Source organism: Pseudomonas sp. TWR1-1-4 (assembly GCF_049897165.1).
Taxonomy (GTDB): Bacteria; Pseudomonadota; Gammaproteobacteria; order Pseudomonadales; family Pseudomonadaceae; genus Aquipseudomonas; species Aquipseudomonas canadensis.
Window position 1 is genome coordinate 126676 of record NZ_JAFCVS010000009.1, and the last position, 22039, is coordinate 148714.

20 protein-coding genes are annotated in these 22039 nt (G+C 61.7%); 7 read left to right on the forward strand and 13 right to left on the reverse strand.

Going from position 1 to position 22039, the window contains the following annotated elements; genetic code table 11:
• Positions 1–79: 79 nt before the first annotated feature.
• The 7 genes from ACP7C6_RS27270 to ACP7C6_RS27300 form a co-directional block, all read right to left on the reverse strand.
• Entirely contained in the window at positions 80–1396 is a 1317-nt protein-coding gene (locus ACP7C6_RS27270; protein WP_122683612.1) for a TolC family outer membrane protein, read from the reverse strand.
• Complete coding sequence (locus ACP7C6_RS27275) at positions 1393–2718, reverse strand: HlyD family type I secretion periplasmic adaptor subunit (protein ID WP_068931986.1); 1326 nt, start codon at positions 2716–2718, stop codon at positions 1393–1395. Before ACP7C6_RS27275 ends, ACP7C6_RS27270 begins: the two co-directional genes overlap by 4 nt.
• Complete coding sequence (locus tag ACP7C6_RS27280) at positions 2715–4451, reverse strand: type I secretion system permease/ATPase (protein WP_426109494.1); 1737 nt, start codon at positions 4449–4451, stop codon at positions 2715–2717. Before ACP7C6_RS27280 ends, ACP7C6_RS27275 begins: the two co-directional genes overlap by 4 nt.
• A gap of 161 nt (positions 4452–4612) precedes the next feature.
• Complete coding sequence (locus ACP7C6_RS27285) at positions 4613–5233, reverse strand: heme acquisition protein HasA (protein ID WP_028618028.1); 621 nt, start codon at positions 5231–5233, stop codon at positions 4613–4615.
• An 81-nt stretch (positions 5234–5314) separates the two neighbouring features.
• Positions 5315–7972: a TonB-dependent hemoglobin/transferrin/lactoferrin family receptor gene (locus ACP7C6_RS27290; RefSeq protein WP_426109495.1), complete on the reverse strand. Its 2658-nt coding sequence runs from the start codon at positions 7970–7972 to the stop codon at positions 5315–5317.
• 148 nt (positions 7973–8120) lie between these two features.
• Positions 8121–9119: a FecR family protein gene (locus ACP7C6_RS27295; RefSeq protein ID WP_068931989.1), complete on the reverse strand. Its 999-nt coding sequence runs from the start codon at positions 9117–9119 to the stop codon at positions 8121–8123.
• Between the two features lie 63 nt (positions 9120–9182).
• Positions 9183–9704 (reverse strand): RNA polymerase sigma factor, encoded by a 522-nt coding sequence (locus ACP7C6_RS27300; protein WP_028618031.1) that lies wholly within the window; start codon positions 9702–9704, stop codon positions 9183–9185.
• A gap of 207 nt (positions 9705–9911) precedes the next feature.
• Between ACP7C6_RS27300 and aroQ the strand changes: the two genes are divergently transcribed.
• The gene (aroQ, locus tag ACP7C6_RS27305; protein WP_028618032.1) at positions 9912–10361 is read left to right on the forward strand and encodes a type II 3-dehydroquinate dehydratase; all 450 of its coding nucleotides are present in this window, start codon (positions 9912–9914) and stop codon (positions 10359–10361) included.
• Positions 10358–11206 carry a shikimate dehydrogenase gene (locus ACP7C6_RS27310; RefSeq protein ID WP_028618033.1) on the forward strand — a complete coding sequence of 283 codons (849 nt, stop codon included), beginning with the start codon at positions 10358–10360 and terminating at the stop codon, positions 11204–11206. The genes aroQ and ACP7C6_RS27310 overlap by 4 nt, the downstream gene beginning before the upstream one ends.
• A gap of 39 nt (positions 11207–11245) precedes the next feature.
• Here the strand turns inward: ACP7C6_RS27310 and ACP7C6_RS27315 are convergent, their stop codons facing one another.
• Together ACP7C6_RS27315 and quiC are read right to left on the reverse strand one after the other, a co-directional pair.
• Entirely contained in the window at positions 11246–11887 is a 642-nt protein-coding gene (locus tag ACP7C6_RS27315) for a TetR/AcrR family transcriptional regulator (RefSeq protein ID WP_028618034.1), read from the reverse strand.
• A gap of 78 nt (positions 11888–11965) precedes the next feature.
• The gene (gene quiC / locus ACP7C6_RS27320; RefSeq protein WP_028618035.1) at positions 11966–13867 is read right to left on the reverse strand and encodes a 3-dehydroshikimate dehydratase QuiC; all 1902 of its coding nucleotides are present in this window, start codon (positions 13865–13867) and stop codon (positions 11966–11968) included.
• A gap of 210 nt (positions 13868–14077) precedes the next feature.
• On the opposite strand from quiC, the gene ACP7C6_RS27325 reads away from it, so the two are divergent.
• Entirely contained in the window at positions 14078–15412 is a 1335-nt protein-coding gene (locus tag ACP7C6_RS27325; protein ID WP_028618036.1) for an MFS transporter, read from the forward strand.
• 2 nt (positions 15413–15414) lie between these two features.
• Here ACP7C6_RS27325 and ACP7C6_RS27330 read toward each other — a convergent pair whose 3' ends face one another.
• Positions 15415–16293 (reverse strand): DMT family transporter, encoded by an 879-nt coding sequence (locus ACP7C6_RS27330; protein ID WP_016976739.1) that lies wholly within the window; start codon positions 16291–16293, stop codon positions 15415–15417.
• A 178-nt stretch (positions 16294–16471) separates the two neighbouring features.
• Here ACP7C6_RS27330 and ACP7C6_RS27335 point away from each other — a divergent pair, with 178 nt between their 5' ends.
• From ACP7C6_RS27335 to ACP7C6_RS27345, 3 genes are read left to right on the forward strand one after another with little or no spacing between them, the layout of a single operon-like run.
• On the forward strand, positions 16472–16888 hold the full coding sequence (locus ACP7C6_RS27335; protein WP_311893854.1) for a lipoprotein: 417 nt from the start codon (positions 16472–16474) through the stop codon (positions 16886–16888).
• Positions 16889–16941: 53 nt separating this feature from the next.
• A complete protein-coding gene (gene ypfJ / locus ACP7C6_RS27340; protein ID WP_068931993.1) occupies positions 16942–17829 on the forward strand; it encodes a KPN_02809 family neutral zinc metallopeptidase in 888 nt (295 codons plus the stop codon).
• Positions 17830–18819, forward strand: a complete 990-nt coding sequence (locus tag ACP7C6_RS27345) for a hypothetical protein (protein WP_028618039.1) — start codon at positions 17830–17832, stop codon at positions 18817–18819.
• Positions 18820–18883: 64 nt separating this feature from the next.
• Here the strand turns inward: ACP7C6_RS27345 and ACP7C6_RS27350 are convergent, their stop codons facing one another.
• Genes ACP7C6_RS27350 through ACP7C6_RS27360 form a run of 3 tightly spaced genes read right to left on the reverse strand, consistent with a single transcriptional unit; the run spans position 18884 to position 20945 of the window.
• A complete protein-coding gene (locus ACP7C6_RS27350; RefSeq protein WP_068931995.1) occupies positions 18884–19471 on the reverse strand; it encodes an HAD family hydrolase in 588 nt (195 codons plus the stop codon).
• Positions 19468–20337: an acyl-CoA thioesterase II gene (gene tesB / locus ACP7C6_RS27355; RefSeq protein ID WP_016976734.1), complete on the reverse strand. Its 870-nt coding sequence runs from the start codon at positions 20335–20337 to the stop codon at positions 19468–19470. The genes ACP7C6_RS27350 and tesB overlap by 4 nt, the downstream gene beginning before the upstream one ends.
• Before the next feature lie 38 nt (positions 20338–20375).
• The gene (locus ACP7C6_RS27360; protein WP_426109496.1) at positions 20376–20945 is read right to left on the reverse strand and encodes a GNAT family N-acetyltransferase; all 570 of its coding nucleotides are present in this window, start codon (positions 20943–20945) and stop codon (positions 20376–20378) included.
• 75 nt (positions 20946–21020) lie between these two features.
• Here ACP7C6_RS27360 and ACP7C6_RS27365 point away from each other — a divergent pair, with 75 nt between their 5' ends.
• Positions 21021–21941 (forward strand): histone deacetylase family protein, encoded by a 921-nt coding sequence (locus ACP7C6_RS27365; protein WP_426109497.1) that lies wholly within the window; start codon positions 21021–21023, stop codon positions 21939–21941.
• The last annotated feature ends 98 nt before the right edge of the window (positions 21942–22039 follow it).

Here is a 22039-nt window from a genome sequence, read left to right on the forward strand (position 1 = left end):
GACAACCGGCTCCATTTCCCGAAGCTGATTCACAGATTAGTAAGCACAAAAAACCCGGCGAATGCCGGGTTGTAACCACTCATGCCGAAGGCTGGAAATACCCCGCCAAGGCCCGCAAGTCCTGCTCGCTCAGCAACCCCGCGTAATACTTCAGCTGGATCCTCGCCAGCAGATACGCATGTCGCGCGTTTGCCAGGTCGCGGCGGGCGGTGAAGAGTTGTTGTTCTGCGTCGAGCACGTCGAGGTTGACCCGCTCACCGCCGGCCACACTCTTTTTCGTCGCAGCGACTAAAGCCGTAGCAGAGCTGACGGCCATTTCATAAGCACGCACTTTGGCCGCGCCGCTGGTGTTGAGGTTGAACTGTTTGCGCAACTCCACCAGCGTGGCCGAGGTTTGCGCGTCCAGCTCGTACTGGGCCTGGGACAGCTGGTTCGCCGCCTGCCGCGTGGAGGCCGATACGCCGCCACCGGCAAACAGCGGCAGGCTGACCTGGATGCCGACGGTGTTGGTGTCGTACTTTTGGTTGTAGCTGCTTTCCGAGTCGGAGTTGGTCTGGCGGCTGGTGGCGTACAGGCTGACCTTGGGCAGGTGACCAGCGCGTTTGCGCTCCACTTCATAGGAGGCCACGTCCAAGGCGTGGTGCTGGGATTTGAGTTCAGGGTTGTTGGCCATGGCCAGTTCACGCCAGGTCTCGAAACGATTGGGCTCCAGGGGCGCAATCTCGAATTGGCGCGTCAGCGGCGCCAGTTCTTCGATTTGCAGCGGTTGGCCGACAATGGCTTCCAGCTCGCGCAGGGCACTGTCCTGGGCGTCTTGCGATTCGATTTCTTCGGCCTGGGCCAGGCTCAGCCGCGCCTGAGTTTCCAGCACATCGGTGCGCGTGCCTTCGCCGCCTTTGAGCAGGCGGTCATTGAGTTGCAGGCGCTCGGCATACGCGCGTTTCTGTGCACGGCTCAACTCGATACGCTCCTGGGCCAGCAACGCCTGGCTGTAAGCATTGAGCACCCGCACCGCCAGTTCCTGGCTCTTGCCGCGAAAGCGCTCGTCGGCCATCAACGCCTGGGCGGTGCCCTGACGAAAACGCGCGTAGGCTTCGTAATCCAGCAGCGGTTGCTGCAAGGTCAGGGTCGACGCATAACTGCGGTAATCACGGTCGCTTTTGACATCTCCCGCCGTCACTTCGGACTCGTTGCGCGAGTTGTTATAGCTCCACGACAAGTTCGGCAACAACGCGGCCCGACCGATCGCACGGTTTTCTTCACCGCCTTCACGCTCCTGTATCGCGGCCTGAAACGTCGGATCATTGCGCAGGGCCAAGTCGTAGGCATCCAGCAAACCCAGGGCGTGCGCCGCCGAGGAACAACCGAAACACAAGGTCAACAACAGCGCCTTCATTCTTCCACCAGGGCCATATGAGTGCGATCCATCAGGGGTTTGAACAGGTAGTTGAGCATCGAGCGCTCGCCGGTCTTGACGAAGGTTTCCACCGGCATGCCCGGGCGGATCTGCACGCCGTCCAATTGCTGCATGCCGGCCGCGCTGACTTGGGCGCGCAGCGTGTAATAGGGCTCGTCGGTGCGCTCATCGACCTGGCGGTCCGCCGAGACCAATGTCACCTCGCCGGCCACCCGAGGTGTGGTGGACTGGTTGAAGGCCGAGAACATCAGTTCCACCGGCAGGCCGGGGTGCACCTTGTCGACCATCTGCACCGGCACCCGCGCCTCCACCAGCAAGGGCTCGCCCTGGGGCACGATGTCCATCAGCGCCTGACCGGGCTTGATCACGCCGCCTTCGGTGTACACGTCCAACCCCACCACCACGCCGCTTGCGGGCGCACGCACCAGGCTGTTGGCCAATTCGAACTCGGCCGACGCCAGGCGATTGCGCAGGTCATCGCTGCGGGTGCGGGTCTCGGCCAACTGGCCGCGCAGGTCTTTCTGAAAGTCTTCGCCGAGCTGGCGGATGCGCAGGCGCAGTTCCATCACCTGGCGTTGCAGTTGGCCGATGCGACCGTAGTCCTCGGCGATGGCGCCGTCGATCTGTGAGTAGAGTCGCTCACTGTCGAGCAGGCGATTACGTGGAATGTACCCCTCGCGCGCCAACTCACGCAGGCCCTGCAGTTGCTCATTCAACGCCGCGCGCTGCTGGACTTTGCTTGCTTGCGAATCCCGCGTGCCCCGCAGTTGCGACTCGGCCCCGGCGATGGTTTCACGCAGGCCTTGTTGCTCGGTGGCCAAGGCCTGGGCGCGGCTATTGAACAACTGCCGTTGCAGGCTCAGGGTGGCCGCCGCCTCCGGATCGTTGAGCAATTCGGGGCCGAAGGTGATCGCCGACAACCCTTCACTTTCGGCACTCAAGCGCGCCTCGCTGGCCAGGGACGCCAGGTACTGGCTGCGCAGGGACTGCATCTGCCCGCGCAACGGGGTTTCCTTCAAGCGCAACAGCACCTGGCCCGCGCTAACCACGTCACCGTCGCGCACGTCGATACGCTCGACGATGCCCCCGGCGGGGTGCTGCACGGTCTTGCGATGCCCCGACACCATGACCTTGCCCGGCACTGCCACGCCCTTGTCCAACGGTGCCAGCGCGGCCCAGCCGAGGAAGCCGGCAAAACCGCCGAGTACCAACAGCCAGCCCAGGCGCGAGTACTTTTTGTCATCCAGCGCCAGCACGTTGCTTGGTGCGTCGCTGACCAACACAGGTTTGCTCTGGTTCATGCCTGTTTTCCTTCACCGAGGCGGTAGCTCATGCTCATGGTCGATACCGGTTTGGGCGTTGCCGGTTTCTGCCGTGCCTCCAGCACACGCGCCGTCGGCCCGAAGGCCTGCAGCTGACCTTCCTTGAGGATCAGCAACTGGTCGGTCAGCGTCAGTACGTTGGGTTTGTGGGTGATCAGGATCACTGTTCGGCGCTGCTGCTTGAGCTGGATGATCGCTTGGAGCAGAGCTTGCTCGCCGACTTCATCAAGGTTGGCGTTGGGCTCATCCAGCACGAGCAGCGCGGGCAGGCCGTACAGCGCACGGGCCAGCGCGACGCGTTGCTTCTGGCCACCGGACAGCCCGGCGCCGCCCTCTCCCAATTGCGTGTCATAGCCTTGGGGCAGTTGCAGGATCAGCTCATGCACGCCAGCCATTTGTGCAGCCGCGAGGACTTTATCCGCATCGACCTCAGCAAACCGCGCGATGTTTTCCGCGATGCTGCCGGCGAATAGCTGGATGTCTTGAGGCAGATAGCCGATGTGCGGGCCCAATTGCTGCTTATCCCACAAGGCCAGATCGGCACCGTCCAGCCGCACCTTGCCGGCCAGGGGCGCCCAAGCGCCTACCAGTATCCGCGCCAGGGTTGATTTGCCGCAGCCCGACGGCCCGATCACGCCCAGGACTTCGCCGGCGGCCAGATTAAAGCCCAGATTGGCCAGCGCGGGCCGACGGCTGCCGGGGGCACAGGCGCTGATTTGTTCGACGCTCAGTTGGCCTTTGGGCACCGGCAGCGCCATGCGCTGCGGGCGCGCGGGATTCGCCGCCAGCATCTGCGACAACCGATCGAAGGCCAGGCGCGCCGAACCCCACTGTTTCCACACGCCGATCAACTGGTCGATAGGGCTCAGCACGCGGCCCATCAGGATCGAGCCAGCAATCATCATCCCCGGCGTGATTTCGCCCTGCACTGCCAGCAGGGCGCCCAGGCCCAGCACCAGGGATTGCAACGCCAGGCGCACGCCCTTGGACCACGCGGTAACGGTGGCGGTCTTCTCACTCGCCAGGTTCTGCTGCGCCAAAAACGCCTGATGCTGGCCGAACCAACGCGCACGCAACGTGGCGAGCATGCCCATGGCTTCGATGGTGTCGGCATTACGCAGGTTGGCCGTGGCCTGCTGGCTGGCGCTGATGGACAGTTGGCTGGCCAAGGCCATCGGCGCCTGGCTGACGTGGTGGTTGACCCATGCCAGCACGATCAATAGCAGCGCGCCGACCAGCGCCAACACACCGAGCCAGGGATGGAACAGAAAAATCACCAGCAGGTACACCGGAAACCAAGGTGCATCGAAGAACGCGAACAACGCCTGGCCGGTGGCGAACTGGCGCAGCGTGGTCAGGTCATGCAACGCCTGGCCCGCCGCCTGGGTGCCGCCCTTGAGTTGCGCTTCGAACGCGGCGTCGTACACCCGCTGGTTCAAGCGCATGTCCATCTGCGTACCGAGGCGGATCACCACCTGGCTGCGCACCCACTCCAACGCGCCCATCAGGCCGAACAGGCCGAGGATCATCAGCGTCAGCATCAACAGGGTCATCTCATTGCCCGAGGCCAGCACCCGGTCGTACACCTGCAACATGTACAGCGCCGGAGCGAGCATCAGCAGGTTGATCACCGCCGAGAACAGGCCGATGTTGAAGAAGCCACTTTTATAGGCCGTGAGGGTGGCCAGGGTTTCGTTGCCGGCGTGGCGCATCTGGGGATTCTCATGGGGTTGAGCGGGCAGCGCCGCTGCGTTGACAGGCAAAGCGACGCTGCGCAGAATTCGGCACCGCCGTCGCTGAAGAGTTAGAAGGCTTGGCGACAGCGGTGTGTAAAACGGCGAATGGGAGAGCGATCTGCCATTCGCTTTTTTGCTTAAGCGGCCAGGGCGAAGTCCTGAGGCACATCTTGCACGCCCACCAGCGCCACATCGGACGCTGCGACCGCAGCCGAATCCACATGGGCCACACCGGCAGCCGCCAGTTGGTCGAACGTCGAGTTGATCGACAGGCTCGGGTCGATGTCCTTGAGCAGGGAGTCGATCGCCGACGCCAGTGCCGAGCTGTCGCCGCTCATCAGGCCGTACACGATTTTGTGCACCTGGCCGTCACGGCCTTCGGATTGCAGGCTCGACAGGCCCAGGTTGGTGAAGCTGACTTCCTGCTCGGCGAGGCTGTAGGTACCGCCGGCCGCACCGCCCGTCAGGACAGTGCCCAGGTCCAGGGAGTCGATCGAACCCCACAAGGTGTGCGACGGCGGATTGAACAAGGTGTAATGCAGGTCACCGTTAGCAACCACTGCCGCGTTGCTGACAGTGCTCGACACACCGTATTGGGTGCCGTCGAACGGGCCAGGATTGAAACCACCAGTGTTCGAACCTTCTTTAACCGAACCCTCACGGTGGTTCAGGTCACCAAAGTAAGCCGACCAGTCGCTCAGGTACTGGGCAACGGTGTTAGTGGCGTAGGCCGTGCTGTATGAAATAGAAATGCTCATGCAAAACTCCAAGTCATGGGGTGGTATCTCCACAGCAAGCCACTGCCTGCTGTGGTTTTGCCCGTCACTGGGCAAAATCGGTCAGAACTGATATTCAACGGTGCCCTGCAAGGTGCGCCCACGCCCCAGGGTGAAGGCCAACACGTCGCCCAACGGCACCAGGTAGGCGCGGTCGGTGACGTTTTCCATGGCCAGGCGCAGGGTCAACTGGTCGGTGGCGCGGTAGCTGCTGTAGAGGTCATAGACGGTGTAGGGCTTCCAGTCGGCCGGGTAAACGCCGGTTTGCGAGGTGGTCACACCCGCGCCGCCTTTGACGTAGTAACCGCCGCTATAGCGAGCGCGAACGCCCACATCCAACTTACGCTCAAGGAAGCGCGCGCCCAGCGTCGCAGTGCCGCGGTCCATCGGCATGTGCTCGGAGGAGCCCAGGATCGCACTGCAGCTCTGCCCCGCATTGGCCACATCGTCGGGCACCATCGCAGTGACTGGCGCCCGGCTGCCGGGCCCTTTCTGGATCTTGGTCACACCGCCCAGCCACGCGGTCTTGCTGCAGAATTTATTGCTGCCGAGCATGCGCGTGTAGTTGAACTGGCCGTAGGCGAACCCGGCGTCGTAATCCAACTGGTATTCAAGGCCGCGAAAACGGGTGGTCTCCAGGTTATTCACATACGCCGCATTGCCGATATTGGCGATGCCATAACCCGGCGGCTGCACCCCCAGGGCCATATAGGAAAAGTCGTCCACGCGGGTGTTGAAGTAGGACACTTTCATGCCCACACGGTCTTCGGAGAACAGCAGGTCCTCCTTCAATACATTGAAGCCAACCTCCCAGGACGTGGACGTCTCAGGCTTCAAGTAGGGGTTGGGGAAGATCGACTCGGAGCCCCCGCCATGGGGCCGACCGCTGACCAACGATTCGGTGACTGCCGGCGGGCGCCAGCCCTTGCCGTACGTGGCAAAGAGTTGCAGCCAGTCCACGCCGGGCTTGATCGACAGGCCGAAGGTCGGCGAAAAATGCCCCTCTTCCCGATCCACGTCATACGTCATGGGCAAGCCAACCTGCCGCGTGGTGCCAATGATGAACGTACGGGTGTTCAAACCGGTTTCGCCCCGCAGACGATAGCGGTCGTAGCGCAACCCGGCGTTGAGGTTCAGCCAATTGTCGTAGTCGTAGTCCAGGCGAGTGAACAGGCTGCCCATCGCCCGGTCGCCCCTGGGCGTGATGCTTTCCGCCGCCGAGGCCGTCACGGCCGAGTCGGCGGCCACCATTTGGTTGGAGTCCGGGCGGACCTTGTCGTAGAAAAACTCCAGGCCATAGTTGACCTTGATCACGGACAGTTCGCTCAAGGCAAAGGTCGAAATATTCTGCGCCTGGAAACCATAGGTGTTGGTCTGGTAAGTGACGTCGTAGCCCTTGCTGCTGCCACGGGTCAGCGTGGTTTGATCATTGCGGGTATCGACGTAATACAGCTTGGCCTTGAAATCGATCAGCGGGTTGTCCGGCGTGTAGCTGTAGTCCAGCGCGAAGTTCTGTGCCGTGACATTGCTGCTGCCGAGCTTCTCCCAGAGCTGGGCTTTTTCGGCGGTCATCATGTTGACGTCGTCGTAGCCGACTTCGGTGGTCAGGTAGCTCAGTTGCAAACGCTGATCCACCGGCAAGTTGAGACCCAGCTTGAGCAGTCGCGAACGCATGACCGAACCAGTGTATTCCACAGTGGAATGCTTGATCCGGTCTTCACTGGCCGGCAGGAAGGAACTGCCGGTGCGCAGCTCGCCAATGCTGCCCTTGGTGCCGGGCTTATAGTCACCGAGGTGGCGCTCACTGGCCGCCACCAACATGTCCCACACGTCGGTGCCCACGGCAAACGCCGAGCTGCCGATAAAGTGCGTGCCGTTGCTGCGCCCGCCCAGCCCTGTGGTCAAGCGGATACGCCCGCCGATTTCCTTGCCGCCCTTGAGCAGGTCCGCCGCTTCCACGGTGCGAAAGTTGGCGACCCCGCCGATCACTCCCGCCCCACCCATCGTCGAAGTGGCGCCCTTCTCGATCACCACTTCAGACAGCAACTCCGGGTCGACATACAGCGTGCCGTTGCGTTGCTGGTGGCCACTTTGCTGATAGTTCTGGCGCATGCCGTCCACCGACATGTTGACCCTGCCGTAGTCCTGAATGCCGCGAATATTCACCGACAAACCAGGGTCTTGCTGGCTGACCGCCGAGTAGACGCCCGGTGCCTCCTCCAGCATTTCAGCGGCGTGCCGGGGCGGGTTTCGATCCAATTGCTCGCGCCCGACCACACTCACCGAGCGGGGCGATGAATACACCCAGTCGTTGGGGTGCAGGCCGGTGATCGTGGTGGTTCCCAGCGCCAAGGCGGCGCCGCTCTGCTCAACGCGGGTCAGGGTGACTTGGCGCTCGCCGTTGAAGCGGTACTCCACCGGTGCATTGCCCAACAAACGCGCCAAGCCTTCCTGCATGCTGTACTGCCCTTTCACCGCCGTACTCTGCAAGCCTTCCAGACGCTGGCTGTCGAACAGCACTTGCAGGCCGGCCTGGTCGGCGAACGCCAGCACCGCACTGCCCAAGGATTGCGCAGGGATATCGATCATCAGCACGGCCGGTTGTGCAGCCTTCGCCTGAGGTTGCGCGGCGTACACCGGGGCCGCAACGGCGAACAGGCCCAAGTGGATGGCCAGGGCTAACCGGCTAACGGTGATACGCCCCTTGTTGAGTGCTGACATTTCTGTTGTTCCCTGCGCTAAGCGTTTTTTGTTTATGCGAATGCTTCTCACCTAGCAAGACGTACGAGGCGCGGGAAGTCAGTAAGGGTTTTTGAAAGTTTTTCAGGAAGAGGGATTTCAAGCGGTGGGAGCAGGCCCCACCGGGTCATCAATAGATCAGGCTGAGGCCAGCCAGGTCCAGGCGTTGCACCTGGAGTTCCTGGGTAAGTGTGGCAAGGGCGGTGTCGAGCATATCGAGGCGGAACACGCCGCTGACTTCACGCTCGCCCAACGCCGAGTCGGCCAACACCACGCGCCCGGGACGGTAGCGGTTGAGTTGCTCGATGACGTTGGCCAACGGCTGGCGATCAAAGATCAACACACCGCGCCGCCAACTGGTGGCGCGCGCAACATCGAGTTGGTCCAAGGGGACGATGCCTTGCTGAGGGCTGTAGCGTACGGCCAGGCCTTCCTGGACCACCCTGTCGGACGGCCCCTTTTTCGGCGTTGCGCTCAGGGACACCTCAACACTGTGTTCCAGCACGCCGACCCACGCTTGGCTGTCGTCTTCACGCTCCACCACAAACCGCGTGCCCAGCGCGCGGGTTTGCCCACCGGCACTCTGCACCACGAACGGCCGGGTTTCCTCGCCGACCATGGGCGCCACGTCAAAGATTGCCGAACCCTGGAGCAGGCTGATGCGACGTTGCACGCCGTCGTAGTCCAGGCGGATGGCGCTGGCGGAATCCAGCTCGACCTTGCTGCCGTCGGCCAAGTGCACGGTGCGCACCTCGCCTTTGGCGGTGATGTAGTCCGCTTGCATGCGCAGCAACACCTGCGGCCCGCGCACCCAGCCAACACCCGCCACCACCACGACCAACGCGACGGCGGCCGCACGTTGCCATGGCCTGCGCCGTTGGGTTCGGCGCACAGCCGCAGGCGCCACTGACGGGCGCTGGCGGTGCACGGGATCTTCCTTATACACATCGCCCAACGCTGCCCATGTCTGTTCGGCAAAACGCAACGCCGCTTCGTGGCGGCTGTCGCAGGCGATCCAATGCTGCAGCTCGGCCTGCTCCTGTTCGGTCAGGGCACCGGCGTGCAAGCGCACCGCCCACTCGGCGGCCGCCTCGGTAATGCTGTGCTGTTGCGGACCCTGGCTATTCACGTGTGAATCTCGAATTTTTCGTTATGTAACGCTGTGACGTCTGAAGTGGCGCATTTCGGTAACTCATTCGTCGGATGGCGCGACTTCGCCGTCCTGCAAGCGCTGCATTACGTAGGCCAACGCCTTGGCCAGGTGCTTTTGTACGGAGCTGTCGGAGATGTCCAGGTGCCGGGCGACCTGGGCGTGGGTCATGCCTTCGATGCGGTTGAGACGGAAAATCTGCTGGGTGCGTTCCGGCAATTCCGCCAGTGCCTGCTTCAATGCCTGTCGCTGTTGCTGCGCCATTGCCTGAGCCTCCAACCCGGCCACTTCATCTTCAATCTCGGCCAGCGCCTCATGGGGCACGGAGTCTGTCTTGCGCCGCGCTTCCTGGCGAATATGGTCGATCAGCAGATTGCTCGCCGTTCGATAGAGATAGCCCTGGGAGTTGTCGATGCGCTCGCCGGCCGGCTTTTCCGCCAGGCGCAGGAAACTCTCCTGCACCAGGTCTGCGGCCAACTGCGGGTCCCGTACCTTGCGCGCCAGATACCCGCGCAGGGTATCGGCGTGCTTGAGGAACAGGCCCTTGAGATCCACGTCCGACAAACCGACTCCCTGGAATGTAAAGGAAACAGGCGGGCATATTAAGCGTTGTCGAGAATGATTTTCAATTGATATCTAATCTGATCCGCTTGTGTGAAAGGTCTGATTAACAGTTCGATAATCGAACACATCCGTCGCCATCAATTGACCAAATTAACTAACCAGTACATTTTATCTGCACAACTAACAAGAACTGTGGAGATACATCCCATGTCGCCTATCGTGCTGGTGCTCAACGGCCCCAATCTCAACCTGCTCGGCACCCGCGAGCCCGCCACCTACGGCTATGAAACCCTGGCCGATGTCGCCGCCCTGTGTGGTCGCAGCGCCGAACAGCTCGGGCTGAAAATCGAATTCCGCCAGACCAACCACGAAGGCGAATTGCTCGACTGGATTCACGGCGCCCGCGCGCGTTGCGCCGGTATCGTGATCAACCCGGCAGCCTGGACCCACACCTCCGTGGCGATTCGCGATGCGCTGGTGGCCAGTGAAGTGCCGGTGATCGAGGTACACCTCTCCAACGTGCATGCCCGTGAAGCGTTCCGGCACCACTCGTTTGTGTCGCCCATTGCCAAGGCCGTCCTCGCAGGCTTCGGCAGCCACGGCTACCACCTGGCCCTGGAACATTTCAGCCAATTGCTCAAAGGGTCGGCCCGATGAAACCGCGTATCCTCGCCGGGCTGATCGGCGCTGGCATCCAGGCCTCGCGCACGCCCGCCCTGCATGAGCAAGAAGGCGACGCCCAAGGCCTGCGCTACCTGTATCGCCTGATCGACCTTGAGCCGCTGCACCTGGACATCAACGCCCTGCCCGACTTGCTGGACGCCGCCGAGTTGATGCACTTCACCGGCCTGAACATTACCTACCCGTGCAAGCAGGCGATCCTACCACTGCTCGATGAACTGTCCGACGAGGCCCGCGGGATTGGCGCGGTCAACACCGTGGTGTTCAAGGACGGCAAGCGCATCGGCCACAACACCGATTGCCTGGGGTTCGCCGAAGGCTTTCGGCGCAACCTGAAGGATGTGGCACGCCAACGCGTGGTGCAGATGGGCGCAGGTGGTGCGGGCGCGGCGGTGGCGCATGCGCTGCTGGCTGAAGGTGTGGAGCAGTTGAGTATTTTTGACGTGGACATCAGCCGCGCCCGCGATCTTGTGGATAACCTTGCGCAGCGCTTCGGCGCCGGTCGGGCCCAAGTTGGCAATCAACTGGAAAATGCCCTGGCCGAGGCCGATGGCTTGGTCAACACCACGCCGATGGGCATGGCCAAGCTGCCGGGCACACCCGTTCCGGCCACCTGGCTACGCGCTGAATTGTGGGTGGCGGAGATCGTGTATTTCCCGCTGGAAACCGAACTGCTGCGCGACGCCCGCGCCTTGGGTTGCCGCACCTTGGATGGCGGCAACATGGCGGTGTTTCAGGCGGTGAAGGCATTTGAGCTGTTCAGTGGGGAAGTGCCGGATGCACAGCGTATGTTGGCGCATTTCCAGGCCATGAATACCTAACTGCCGAAACCGGATCAAAAAATGTGGGAGCGGGCTTGCTCAAGCCTGCAAGTAACGCATCACCGACTCACAAATCATGTCCCGATGCCGCTGTTTAACCGCCTCATCCGACAGATCGATCTGAAAAATCTCACTGAAGGTATGGCGGTTGGACACTCGGTAAAAGCTGAACGAGTTGATCAGCAGGTGCACGTCCAACGGCTCCAGCCCTTCCCGGAACAAGCCCAGCTCGGCACCACGGCGCAAGGTTTCGCCCAGCCCTTCAAGGATCTTGCTGTTCATCGCCTTGATGGTGTCGGTGCGCTTCACATATTCGGCATTGTGGATATTTTCGATACTGACGATGCGCACGAAATCCACGTTCTGGTCATGGTGATCAAAAGTGAATTCCACCAGCCGCCGGATCGCCTCGCGGGGCTCCAGCGCCGTGAGGTTCATGCGTGTTTCGGTGTTGCGAATGTCGCCGTAGAGTTTCTCCAGCACCTCGACGTACAACTGCTCCTTGCTGCCGAAGTAGTAATAGATCATGCGCTTGGACGTGTGGATACGCTCGGCGATCGCGTCCACGCGAGCGCCGGAAAGACCTTGCTGGACAAACTCGACGATGGCTTCCTGGAGTATGTTTTCGCGGGTCTTTTCCGGATTGTTCTTACGACTCTTGCGAGGTGCCTCGGTGGTCATGGTGCGCTCACGGCCAGTGTTATGCAGGCCGTGATTATGGGCCGCGATGCGGCCTGAAAGAAAGCACCTGACCCGCCGTTATAAACGCGCCTGACGCACCGCACCGCTGCGCGATTTTGCCATCGCCGCCAGACGCACCGCCACATTGGCCGCGCCGTAGCCGGCATAACCGTTCTTGCGCTGGATGATCTCGAAGAAAAACCGCCCTTCGAACGGCTCGGTGTACACATGAAACAACTCACCGCCCTGGGCGTCGCGGTCGTACAGCACGTTGTAGTACGCCAACTCGCTGAGGAACTCGTCATCGAAATCGAAACGCGCCGCCAGGTCGTCGTAGTAGTTGAGCGGGATATCCAGCAGCGGTACACCCGCCTCTTTGGCGCGGCGCACCTCGGCGAAAATATCCGCGCAGTCGAAGGCAATGTGGTGCACGCCGGAGCCGCGATAGCTCGACAGCGCGTGGGAAATCGCGGTGTTGCGGTTCTCGGAGATGTTCAGCGGCAGGCGGATCGAGCTGCAACGGCTGCGCAGGGCACGGCTTTTCACCAGACCGTAGGGGTCGGGCAGCACCACTTCGTCGTCGGCTTCGAAATCCAGCAGGCTCTTGTAGAACAGCACCCAACTGTCGAGGCTGTCGGCCGGCAACGCCATGGCCATATGGTCGATGCGCAGCAAGCCGCCGCTGGATGAGGCGGTAGGTTGCAGGTTGAAGTCAGTGTCGTAGAGGCCGCCTTCACTCTGGTCCACCAGGTAAATCAGGCTGCCATCCGGCGCACGTACCGCCGCCAGTTCCAGCTCATTGGGCCCGACCAGGCCGCGATACGGCTGGCCTTTGTACGCCACCGCCCGCTCCAGGGCCTTGGCGCTGTCCTTGACCCGAATCGCCGTGGCGCACAACGACGGTCCATGAGCCTCGAAGAAGTTGTGGGCGAAGGAATAGGGTTCACAGTTGAGGATCAGGTTGATATCACCTTGGCGCAGCAAGCTCACGCTCTTGGAGCGATGCTGCCCGGCCTTGACGAACCCCAGGCGCTCCAGCCAGACGGTCAGCTTGGCGCCGAGGCTTTCATCCACGGCAAATTCAAGGAACTCGATGCCGTCGTACTCGCTGGCGGCCGGGGTATCGAACAGAATCTCGACAGGCTGTGCAGGGGCTTCCTGCTTCAGGCGCTCGCGGGTTTTCTCTTCCAGGTACAGCAAGGAGCGCAGGCCATCCGCCGCATTCGCGCGGGTCGGCGCGGCGCGGAAGCCGTCGTTGAAAATCTCCAGGGACAGCGGCCCGGTGTAGCCACTCTTGATGATCGGCGCGAGGAACCCCGCCAGGTCGAATTCGCCTTGGCCGGGGAAGCAGCGGAAATGCCGGCTCCACTCCAGCACGTCCATGGCCAGGATCGGCGCGTCGGCCATTTGCACGAAGAAGATCTTGTCGCCGGGGATCTCGGCAATCGCACTCGGGTCGCCTTTGAGCGACAGGGTGTGAAAGCTGTCGAGCAATACGCCGAGGCTGGGGTGATCGACCTGACGCACCAGGTTCCAGACCTGCTGCCAAGTGTTCACGTGCTTGCCCCAGGCCAACGCTTCGTAGCCAATACGCAGGCCACGGCGGCCGGCGTGTTCGGCGAGCAGGCTCAGGTCATCCAGCAAAATACGCTCGTCACCCACACTGTCGGCCGAGGCATTGCTGCACACCAGCACCAGGTCGGTGCCCAGTTCCTGCATCAAATCGAATTTGCGCTCGGCACGTTCCAGGTTGCGCGCCAGGCGGTCGCGGCGGCAGCCTTCAAAGTCGCGGAACGGTTGGAACAAGGTGATGGCAATGCCGAGGTCGGCACACATTTGCCTAACTTCGCGGGGGCTGCCGTCGTAATACAACAAGTCGTTCTCAAAGATCTCGACGCCATCGAACCCGGCGGCGGCAATGGCTTCGAGCTTTTCCGGCAGGGTTCCGCTCAAGGAAACAGTGGCGATGGAACGTTGCATGGGCGACTCCCGGCAATTGTTGTTTATGGCAAATTATTCGCCCCTAGCCTAACCGCAGCAATTAAAATGTACGAACCAGTTAGTTTTTGGTGCGATTATCGAACACTATGCCCCTTTGGCGAATTGACGATTTTTTAGCCACTGCGCACCATCGATGACGTAACAGACCCAGAACACACCATAAAAATTTCAAAAAACGGGTACGACCTCATGCCTCTGCAAAACTCCGCCCTGGCCGCGCGCCACGGCACCCCGCACGCCGGCATCGGCGACAAGATCCGCGGCGCCCTCGCCGTGGGCAAAACGCGCTGGGGCATGTTGGCCCTAGTGTTTTTCGCCACCACCCTCAATTACATCGACCGCGCCGCGCTGGGCGTCATGCAGCCGATCCTCGCCAAGGAGATGAGCTGGACGGCGATGGACTACGCCAACATCAACTTCTGGTTCCAGGTCGGCTACGCCATCGGCTTTGTGCTGCAGGGCCGCTTGATCGACCGGGTCGGCGTAAAACGCGTGTTCTTCTGCGCGGTGCTGTTGTGGAGCCTGGCGACCGGCGCCCACGGCCTGGCGACCTCGGCAGTCGGCTTTATGGTGTGTCGCTTTATCCTCGGGTTGACCGAAGCCGCCAACTATCCGGCGTGCGTCAAGACCACGCGGTTGTGGTTCCCGGCGGGTGAACGTGCGGTGGCCACCGGTATCTTCAACGCCGGCACCAACGTTGGCGCGATGATGACGCCGATGCTGCTGCCATTGATCCTCCACGTGTGGGGCTGGCAGGCAGCGTTCCTGTGCATGGCATCGCTTGGCGCGATCTGGCTGGTGTTCTGGGGTTTGAAGTACTACAACCCGGAAGACCATCCGACAGTTAAACAATCCGAATTGGACTACGTGCAACAGCAAGTCGAACCGGAACAACCAGGCGTACCGTTCAGCCGCATCCTGCGCATGCGCGGCACCTGGGCCTTCGCCATCGCCTACGCACTGACCGCGCCTGTGTTCTGGTTCTACCTGTACTGGCTGCCGCCGTTCCTGAACCAACAATACAACCTGGGCATCAACGTGACCCAAATGGGTATTCCGCTGATCATCATCTACCTGACGGCCGACTTCGGCAGCGTGGGGGGCGGGATTCTGTCGTCGTTCCTGATCGGTCGTGGCATGAACTCGATCAAGGCGCGCCTGCTGTCGATGCTGCTGTTTGCCTGCTGCATCGTCGGCGTGATCATGGCCGCCGGCTCTAGCCAGTTGTGGGTCGCAGTGTTTGCCATCTCCCTGGCGATCGGTGCGCACCAGGCCTGGACCGCCAACATCTGGAGCCTGGTGATGGACTACACCCCCAAGCACATGATGAGCACGGTGTTCGGCTTCGGCGGCATGTGCGCGGCCATTGGCGGCATGTTCATGACCCAGATCGTCGGCCACATCCTGACCGTGACCAACAACAACTACACCGTGTTGTTCACCCTGATCCCGGCGATGTACTTCATTGCGCTGACCTGGATGTACTTCATGGCGCCACGCAAGATTCCTAAAGTAGACGTCTGACTCTACCTACGCCGCTGCTGCCAGGCAGCGGCCAGCCCGCTCATGCAGATCACCCCGATGCCGACCACCGTGGTCACATCGGGGGTATGGTTGAACACCAGCCAGCCCAACAACCCCGCGAACACGATCTGGCAATAGCCGAACGGCGCCAGCAAGGCCGGCGCCGCGAAGCGGAACGCCTGGGTCAGCATCAAGTGTGCGGTCATGCCACAGGTGCCCAGCGCCAGCATCAATGCGCCATGCCATAGCGTGGGGATCTGCCAGAAGAACGGCACCATCGCACTCATCACCAAGGTATTGCACAGGCCAGCAAAGAAGTTGCTGGTGGTGGGCGTGTCGTATTGGCTGAGAATGCGCGTGAGCAGTTGGTAGAAGCAGAAGAACAGCGCCGAACACAGCGGCAGCAACACCGCCGGAGTGAACAGTTCGCCACCGGGGTGGATGATGATCAGCACGCCGACAAACCCGCAGATCACCGCCAGCCATTGGCCACGAGTCACGTGTTCACCGAGCAGCGGCACCGACAGCGCCGTCACCAGGATCGGCGCGAGGAAGTTCACCGCCGTGGCTTCCGCCAGCGGGATGTAATGCAGCGCCGCCGTAAAAAACAGACTGGTGCCCAACAGGCACAGCGCCCGCACCACCTGCATCCCGGGTCGCTTGCTGCGCAGCACGCGCAAGCCTGACTGCGGCAGGAAAATCCCGGCCATCAACAAGGTGTGCACCAAGTAACGCGCCCACACCACCATCACGATCGGGTAGAACCCCGCCAGGTATTTGGACAAGGCGTCGTGACTGGAAAACAGAAACGTCGCCAAAACAATCAGCAAAATGCCCTTGAAGGGATGGTTGACGCCGGATAAAGGGGTACTGACGGTCATCGGATTCTCGTGTGTGGCGCGCGGTCGAGCTCAACCCGGTAATCTAGCAGCCGGGTCGGAGCCTGCTCTAAGAGCATAACCAAACACCGTGCGAACAGCGCACTAAATCACCGGTTTCGAGTCCAACGCTGCACGTTGACCGTCCAGTTGTACACTTTTCAACCAAGGCCTTGCTGCTATGAAAAAAATCCTCTTTGCTCTTTCTGCCCTTGCCCTGCTCACCGCCTGCAATCAGGAAACCAAGGAAGCGCCCAAACCCGCGCCGGCTTCCGTACAAGCCACCCTGGTGCCGCAAACCCCGCCCACCGACAAATGGGTCGGCAAATGGATCGGCGTCGAAGGCCTCTACCTGACCATCGCCAAGGACGACAGCATCGGCCGAGGTCACTACCTGCTGACCATGAAATACGGCCTTGATGACGATGATGCCGGCACCTTCAAAGGTGAGGCCAACGAAGACGGCATCGCTTTTACCCGCCCGGACGGCCCCCAGCAACTGAGTGCCGGCAACGGTGAAGCCACCGGTTTGAAATGGTTCGCGGATAAAAAGGATTGCCTGATTGTCGATACCGGCGAAGGTTATTGCCGCGATTAACGGCCATACTCTTTCCCAATCAATGTAGGACCGTTCACCGAGAGGATTGCCCAATGCTATGGAAAAAAGGCCGACGCAGCGACAACGTGGTGGATGCCCGCGATGACAGTGGCGGCGGCGGTGGCGGTATGCGCTTTGGCGGCGGCAAGGGCCTGAGCCTGACGGCCATTGTGCTGATCGTCGGCATCGGCTGGCTGACCGGCCAGGACCCCTTGCAGATCCTCGGCCAGTTGACCGGCCAGATGGAACAGGCGCCGTCGGTGAGCACGCAATCGCGCCAGGCGCCGCCGGCCAACGATGAGCAAGCGGATTTTGTCCGCGCGGTGCTGGGCGATACCGAAGACACCTGGGGCCAGGTGTTCCAGGAAAACGGGTTGGCGTACAAGAACCCGAAACTGATTCTGTTCCGCGGCCGGGTGAACTCCGCCTGCGGGGGGGCCACCTCGGCCAGCGGCCCGTTTTATTGCCCGGCTGACCAGCAGGTGTACCTGGACCTGGATTTCTTCCGGGAAATGTCGCAACGCTTCCAGGCCGCCGGAGACTTTGCGCAGGCTTACGTGATCGCCCACGAAGTCGGGCACCACGTGCAGACGCTGCTGGGTATCTCTTCGAAGATTCAGGCGGCGCGCCAGCAAGGCCGGCAGATGCAAGGCGACGGCGGCCTGCTGGTGCGCCAGGAGCTGCAGGCCGACTGTTTTGCCGGGGTATGGGCCAACCGTGCGCAAAAGCGCCTGAACTGGCTCGAACCCGGCGACATTGAAGAAGCACTGAATGCGGCCAATGCCATCGGCGATGACCGCTTGCAGCAACAGGGTCAGGGGCGCGTGGTGCCGGACTCATTTACCCACGGCACCTCGGCACAGCGGGTTCGCTGGTTCAAGACCGGCTTCGCCCAGGGCCAGATCACTCAATGCGACACTTTTACCGCCAAGAGTCTTTAGATGAATAAACGATTGGGATTGCTGCTGGGTTTGTTGGTCACCTGTTCCGCCTTGGCCGCCGAGCCTGTCGTAAAAGAGCATGGCGTAAAAGAAGTCAGTCCCGATCGTTTCCACCTGGAGGCCGGCGACCTCAGTCTGGGTTTAAGCCAGGACTGGAATAAACCGCTGCCCCAGGTCACCCGCGCCTTGATCATCGTGCATGGTCGCCTGCGCAATGCGCAGACTTACCTGCAAAGCGGTGAAGACGCCGCCGAGCATGCGGGCCAGGCCGCCCATACACTGGTGATTGCGCCGCAGTTTCTAAATGAATCCGACGTGAAGCGTAACCACCTGGACAACCAGCTGCTGCACTGGAATGGCAACGACTGGATGGCCGGCGAACCCTCCACCGGTCCGGGGCAGATCAGCTCCTATGGCGCTCTCGACCAGATCATCAAGCACTTAGGCAACCGCAAGCTGTTCCCGGCGCTCAAGGAAATCGTGGTCGCCGGTCACTCCGGCGGCGGCCAGGTGGTGCAGCGTTTCGCGCTCACCGGACACGACCACCCAACCCTGCAGACCGAAGGCATCAGCCTGCGCTACGTAGTGGCCAATCCATCCTCCTACGCCTATTTCACCCCACAGCGCCCGGTGAAATTCGACACGGCCAGTTGCCCAGGCTTCAACGACTGGAAGTACGGCCTGCAAAACCTGCCGGCCTATGCCAAGGGGCAGAGCGCCGAGCAGCTGGAACAGGCATATGTATCACGCAACATCACCTACTTGCTGGGTCAGCAAGACACCGATCCGAACCACCCGGCGCTGGATAAAAGCTGCGCAGCCGAGACCCAGGGCGCGTATCGCCTGATTCGCGGGCACAACTATTTTGATTACCTCAAGCAGCGGCATCCGCAGTTGAGCCACACGTTGGTCGAGGTGCCGGGGGTGGGGCATAACGGGGATGGGATGTTTACGTCACCGCAAGGCCAGCGGGTGTTGTTCGTCCAATAACTGACGGAAATAAAACGGTGGGAGCGGGCTTGCTCGCTCCCACATTGAATCGTCAGAGACCGATCTAAATCATCCGGCGCAACACCGAGCAATCCTCAGCATGCCAATCGGCCAACTCCGGCCAAGGATTCTCCGGCAAATTCACCAACACCGTGCGCGCCCCCGCCGCTCGGCCACAGTCCAAGTCGAAGCGGTAATCGCCGACCATCACCATCTCACTCGGCGCGACGTCCCAAGCGGCCGCCAGCTTCAGCAAGCCATCCGGGTCGGGCTTGGGTTGCGCATCATCACGCCCCAACACGTCCTTGATGGCAAAGCAGTCCGCCAGGCCGATCGCGTCCAGAGTGACGTGCGCCAGCTCGCGCGCATTGCGGGTCAGGATGCCCAGGCGGTAACCACGCCCGGCCAACTCGCGCACCAGATCGACTGCGCCTTGCGCCGCAACTGAACCCAGCGCCAACTCGCGCTCATGCTCCAGCAACCAGGCATGCTTGGCCGCCGCGACATCGGCAGGCAACGCCGCCAAGTGAGTGAGGATGTCGTCCTCGGGCGGAATCTCCAGGGCCACGCGAATGGCCGCGAAGTCATGCACGGCGACCGTGAGGGTGCCGTCCATGTCGAACACCCAGTGTTTGATGTCCGACAGACTCATGCCCAATCCTTGCGATGGCGAATCAGGCCTTCCTGGGTCACCGACGCCACCAGTTGCCCGGCACGGTTGTACACGCTGCCACGGGAGAAACCACGGGAATTGCCGGCCCATGGGCTGTCCATGGCGTACAGCAACCAGTCGTCGGCACGCAGGTCGGCGTGGAACCACAGCGCATGGTCAAGGCTGGCGACTTGCATATCTTTCTGCCACACGGTCTTGCCATGGGGCAGCAAGGAGGTGGTCAGCAGGCCGAAGTCCGAGGCATAGGCCAGCAGGTATTTATGCAGCGCCGGCGAGTCGGCCAGGGCGCCATCGGCGCGGAACCACACGTACTTGACCGGGTCGGACGGCTGCGGGTTGAACGGGTCTTTTTCGGTGACCGGGCGCACTTCGATCGGCTTGGGGCACAGCAGCTTGTCGCGCATGTGCTCGGGGATCAGGTGTGCGCGTTGCTGGGTCAGCTCCAGCTCCGACGGCAGGTTTTCAGGGCCCACTACCACGGGCATGGTGGTCTGGTGGTCGAAGCCTTGTTCGTCGTACTGGAACGAGGTGGTGCACGTGAAGATCGGGTGGCCCTTCTGGATCGCGGTCACGCGGCGCGTGCTGAAACTGCCGCCATCACGCACACGGTCCACCGAATACACCACCGGCAACTTCGCATCGCCGGGGCGCAGGAAGTAACCGTGCAGGGAATGCACGTGCCGCGCTTCTTCTACGGTCTGGCTGGCAGCCGACAACGACTGGCCGAGCACTTGGCCGCCGAACAGTTGGCGAAAACCCAGGTCCTGGCTGCGGCCGCGAAAGAGGTTTTCCTCGATCGGCTCCAGGGTCAGCAAGTCCACCAGATCTTCCAATACTTGGCTCATAGAGCAACTCCTAAAATCTACGGGGCATTCCGGGCTGCCTATCCGTGCAGCGTGTCCAACCATTGGGCGCGGGTGATGCGGTACAAAACATGATGGCGCAGCGGGTCATCGGCTGCGACCTTGGGGTGTTCAAAATCTGCCAGCGGATCGTAATGCATACCGATGGCTTGCATGACTTTTTGTGATGGCAGATTGGCTTGCGTGGTGAAGGCGACGATTTCGTCCAAATTCAAACGATCAAACCCACAGCGCAACGCAGTCCACGCGGCCTCGCTGGCATAGCCCAGGCCCCAGTGCTCGCGGGCCAGGCGCCAGCCAATTTCAACCGCCGGGGTAAAGTCGGCCTCGAAGCTGACATTCAGCAATCCGGTGAGGCCGATGAATTCCCCGGTGTCCTTGCGCTGCAACGCCCACAGGCCAAAGCCATATTCGGCGAAGTGCCCGCGAATGCGGCCAATCAACGCGGCGCTTTCCAGGTGACTCAGCTTGGCCGGGAAATAACGCATCACCTGCGGGTCGGCGCACATGCGCGCAAACTCCACCAGGTCGCTGTCGCGCCATTGGCGCAGCACCAGGCGTGCGCTTTCCAATTCCAGTATCGGCTCCATGGGTCCCCTCCCTTGCCATGTGCGTGAGTGTACAGCGCTGTTAAGATCCGTCGCAGGTTCCCGTCAGAAAATCCTATGCCTTTGCCATTGATCTACCACGATGACTACAGCCCCGAGTTCCCGGCGGACCACCGCTTCCCCATGGACAAATTCCGCCTGTTGCGCGACCACCTGGTGGACAGTGGCTTGACCGAGGACAGCCAGTTGCTGCGCCCACAACTCTGCCCACCCGAGATTCTGGCCCTGGCCCATGACGCTGGGTATATCAAGCGCTACATGGGCGGCGAATTGTCCCGCGAAGACCAGCGCCGCCTCGGCCTGCCTTGGAACGAAGCCCTGGCCCGGCGCACCGTGCGGGCGGTGGGCGGTTCGATACTCGCGGCGGAACAAGCGCTGGAGCACGGCCTGGCCTGCCACCTGGCCGGCGGCACGCACCACGCCCACTACGATTACCCGGCAGGCTTCTGCATCTTCAATGACCTGGCGGTGATCAGCCATTACCTGCTGGCCAGCGGCCGGGTCAATCGCGTGCTGATCTTCGATTGCGATGTGCACCAGGGCGATGGCACCGCGCGCATCCTCCAAGACACGCCGGACGCTATCACCGTGTCGCTGCACTGCGAAAAGAACTTCCCCGCGCGCAAGGCCCAGAGTGACTGGGACATCCCGCTGCCCATGGGCATGGGCGATGCCGACTACCTCAAGGTGGTGGACGACGCCCTCAACTACCTGCTGCCGCTGTACCAACCCGACCTGGTGCTGTACGACGCCGGCGTCGATGTGCACAAGGACGACGCCCTCGGCTACCTCAAGCTGACAGACGAGGGCGTGGCCGCCCGCGATGAAAGCGTGATGCGCCACTGCCTGGGCCGCGACATCCCGGTAATGGGCGTGATCGGCGGTGGCTACAGCAAGGACCGCCCCGCCCTCGCCCGCCGCCATGGCATCCTGCACCACAGTGCGCAACGGGTGTGGACGTCATCAGGTTGTCATTGAACTGTGGGCGTTACCCACAATCCCTGTGGAACCACCTGTGGATAACTTGAGCGTAAGGGCCTGAAAGCCATTAGCCGTATGGCCTGTAAGAAACTGTA